Raw genomic sequence first — 4196 nt, 5'->3', positions numbered from 1 at the left:
TACGTGGGTACGGGCACGTCGGGCAGTGTGCTGTCGGGGCGGGTGGCGTACACGTTCGGCCTGGAGGGGCCGGCGGTGACCGTGGACACGGCGTGCTCGTCCTCCCTGGTCGCGTTGCACCTGGCGGCGCAGGCGCTGCGGTCGGGTGAGTGCGACCTGGCCCTGGCCGGTGGCGTGACGGTGATGGCGACGCCGGGGACGTTCGTGGAGTTCTCGCGGCAGCGGGGGCTGTCGGCCGACGGGCGGTGCAAGTCGTTCGCCGCCGCCGCCGACGGGACGGGCTGGTCGGAGGGTGTGGGCATGCTGCTGGTGCAGCGGCTCTCGGATGCGCGGCGGGAGGGGCGTCGGATCCTCGCGGTGGTGCGGGGGACGGCCGTCAACCAGGACGGGGCGTCGAACGGTCTTACCGCCCCGAATGGCCCCTCGCAGCAGCGGGTGATCCGGCAGGCCCTGGCGAATGCCCGGCTGACCCCGGCGGACGTGGACGCGGTGGAGGCGCACGGCACCGGCACGACCCTGGGCGACCCGATCGAGGCGCAGGCGCTCCTCGCCACCTACGGGCAGGACCGGCCCGCCGACCGGCCACTGCTGCTCGGCTCGGTGAAGTCGAACATCGGGCACACGCAGGCGGCGGCCGGTGTGGCGGGTGTGATCAAGATGGTCATGGCGATGCGGCACGGGGTGGTGCCGGCGTCGTTGCATGTGGACGAGCCGTCGCCGCATGTCGACTGGGCCGCCGGGGCGGTTGCGCTGGCTACCGAGGCGACGCCGTGGCCGGTGGTGGGTCGGCCGCGTCGGGCGGCGGTGTCGTCGTTCGGGATCTCCGGCACGAATGCGCACGTGATCATCGAGCAGCCTCCGGTGGAGGTTGTCGAGGGTGTGGTGGTGGAGCGGGTGGTGCCGCCGGTGGTGCCGGTGGTGTTGTCCGCTTGCACCGATGGGGCCCTGGCGGGTCAGGCCGCTCGGTGGGCCCGGTGGTTGGCGGGTGACGGGTCGCTTGCTGCGCTGGACGTGGCGTGGTCGTCGGTGACGACGCGTCCCGCCCTGGAGCAGCGGGCCGTCGCCCTGGTCGCCGACCGGGACGGCCTGCTCGCCGCACTACGGGCCCTGGCCGAGGGCGAGCCGTCCGGGGCCGTGGTCGTGGGCGCCCCGGAGCAGCGCGGACACCTGGCGCTGCTGTTCTCCGGTCAGGGCGCGCAGCGTGCCGGGATGGGTCGGGAGTTGGCGGACGCGTTCCCGGTGTTCGCCGCCGCGCTGGACGAGGTGTGTGGTCACCTGGACCCGCTGCTGCCGCAGCCGCTGAAGCCGGTGCTGTTCGCCGATGAGGGTTCCGCCGACGCCGCTCTGTTGGACCAGACCGTGTTCACGCAGGCGGGCCTGTTCGCGGTCGAGGTGGCGTTGTTCCGGCTCGTCGAGTCGTTCGGGGTGGTGCCGGACTTCGTCGGTGGGCATTCGGTCGGTGAGATCACGGCCGCGCACGTGGCGGGGGTGCTGTCACTGGCCGACGCGTGTGCCCTGGTGGCGGCGCGGGGTCGGCTGATGCAGGCGTTGCCGGCCGGTGGCGGGATGCTGGCGGTCAACGCGGCCGAGGCCGACGTGACCGAGTCGATCGCCGGTCGCGCCGACGTCGGGATCGCTGCGGTCAACGGGCCGTCGGCCGTGGTGGTCTCCGGGGCCGTGGAAGCTCTGGACGAGATCGAGCAGTTCTGGCAGGGCCGGGGCGTGCGTACCCGCCGGCTCGCCGTCAGCCACGCGTTCCACAGTCCGTTGATGGAGCCGATGCTGGCCGAGTTCCGGGCTGTCCTCGCCACGTTCAGCTTCGCCGCGCCGCTGGTGCCGGTGGTGTCGAACCTGACCGGGGCGCTCGCCGACGTCGGCGAGATCCGCAGCGCCGACTACTGGGTGCGGCACGTCCGGGAGGCCGTCCGGTTCGCCGACGGGGTCGCCGCGCTGCGGGCCGCCGGGGTGGGCACGTTCCTGGAGGTCGGGCCGCAGAGCGTGCTGACCGCGCTGGCCGCCGACGTGCTGCCCGGCGACGAGGGTGTGCTGACCGTCGCCGCGCAGCGCCGGGACCGGCCCGAGGCTGTGGCGCTGCTGGCCGCCCTCGCGGAGCTGCACGTCAACGGGGTGCCGGTGACGTGGCGGCAGTGGTTCGCCGGCACGGGCGCGCGGCGGGTGGACCTGCCGACGTACGCATTCCAGCACCAGCGGTACTGGCCGAACGCCGGCCGGCCCCGCACCGGCGACGTGTCGGGGGCCGGGCTGGGCGACGCGGGGCACCCGCTGCTCGGCGCGTCCGTCGACCTGGCCGGCAACGACGAGGTGGTGCTCACCGGCCGGCTGTCCCTCGCCGCGTACCCCTGGTTGGCGGATCACGCGGTCTCCGGCGTGACGCTCGTGCCGGGCACGGCGCTCGTGGAGCTGGCCGTCCGGGCCGGCGACGAGGCGGGGCTGCCCCGGCTCCGGGAGCTGACCATGGCCGCGCCGCTGGTCGTGCCCCACGCCGGGAGCGTGCGCATCCAGGTACGCGTCGACGGCCCCGCCGACGCGCCGGAGCGGCCGGTGACCATCTACTCCCGAGGCGACGGTGACGCCGGGTGGGTTCGGCACGCCGAGGGTGTGCTGGAGGGGGCCTCCGCCGAGGAGCCGGTGGTCGCGGCGTGGCCGCCGGTGGGTGTGTCGGAGGTGGATCTTTCGGGTTGGTATGCGGGCCTGGCGGGGCTGGGTCTGGCGTACGGGCCGGTGTTCCGCGGGCTGCATCGGGTGTGGGCCGGCGACGGCGAGGTGTTCGCCGAGGTAGCCCTGCCCGATGAGGTCGAGGGCGCGGCAGCGTTCGGGGTGCATCCGGCGTTGCTGGATGCGGCGTTGCACCCGATCGGGTTGTTGCTTGGTGAAGAGGCTTCGTCGGGTGCGCGGGTGCCGTTCGCGTTCTCGGGTGTGCAGGTGCACGCGTCGGGTGCGCGGGTGCTGCGGGTGCGGTTGACCCGGGCTGGTTCCGGGATCCGTCTCGTCGCGGTGGACGAGTCGGGTGCGCCGGTGGTGTCGGTGGAATCGCTGACGCTGCGGGAGTTGACCGGCGTCGGTGCCAGTGGTGCGGCGTCGCGGTCGATGTTCGAGGTGGTGTGGCAGGCCGCCGAGGTCGCCCCGACCGCCGACCCCGCCGGCTGGGCGCTGCTCGCCCCCGAGGACACCACCACGACCGGGTTCCTCCACGCGCCGGCGGGCGGGGGCCGCTTGGCGGCGTACCCCGACGTGGCGACCCTGCTGGCGGCGGTGGCCGCAGGGGCCGACGCCCCGCGCGCCCTCGTGCTGCCGGTCGCCGCCGCCCACCCGGCCCCCGAGGTGGTGCGGGCGGTGGCATCGGAGGCGTTGCGCGCGGCGCAGGCGTGGCTGGCCGCCGACGCGCTCGCCGACACGCGGCTCGTCGTCGTCACCCGGGGCGCAGTCGTGGCGCGTGACGGTGACCGGGTGACCGACCTGGCCGGGGCGGCCGTGTGGGGCCTGCTCCGCTCGGCACAGTCGGAGCACCCCGGCCGCATCGTCCTCGCGGACCTGGACGTCGACGGCGACGGCGCAACCGAACTGCCGGCCGTGCTGGCCGGCGCCCTCGACGATGCCGTCGTCGGTGGTCAGGTGGCGGTGCGTTCGGGTGGGCTGTGGGTGCCGCGACTGGTGCGCGCGTCGGTGCCCGACGTCCCGGCGGTTGCCCCGCTCGGCGACGGTGCGGTGCTGGTGACCGGTGGTACGGGCGCGTTGGGCGCTCTGGTCGCGGAGCATCTGGTGTCGGCGCACGGGGCGCGGTCGTTGGTGTTGGTGTCGCGTCGGGGTGCCGCCGCTGCGGGCGCGGACGAGCTGGTGGGGCGGTTGTCGGAGCTGGGCGCGTCGGTGGAGGTGGCGGCGTGTGACGTGACCGATGCCGGATCCGTGCGCTCCCTCGTGGGCCGGCTCACCGCCGACGGCCGTCGCCTGGCCGGGGTGGTGCACACGGCGGGTGTCCTCGACGACGGGCTCGTCGAGGGGCTCACCGTGGATCGCCTGACGGCCGTCCTCGCGCCGAAGGTGGACGCGGCGTGGCATCTGCACGAGGCGACGGCTGGTCTTGATCTGGATCTGTTCGTGGTGTTCTCGTCGATCGCGGGGGTTTTGGGTTCGCCGGGTCAGGGTGCGTATGCGGCGGGGAATGCGTTCCTGGATGG

The 4196-nt window shown here is 74.6% G+C and carries 1 protein-coding gene; it reads left to right on the top strand.

Features of this window, described 5'->3' with window-relative positions:
- Nucleotides 1–4196 (top strand): type I polyketide synthase (locus GA0070558_RS30420; RefSeq protein WP_141722376.1); only part of this gene is annotated, 4196 nt, incomplete at both ends.

The organism is Micromonospora haikouensis, assembly GCF_900091595.1.
Taxonomy (GTDB): Bacteria; Actinomycetota; Actinomycetes; order Mycobacteriales; family Micromonosporaceae; genus Micromonospora; species Micromonospora haikouensis.
The sequence above is the reverse complement of the archived record's forward strand: the minus strand, read 5'-3'. Positions and strand labels throughout refer to the sequence as shown.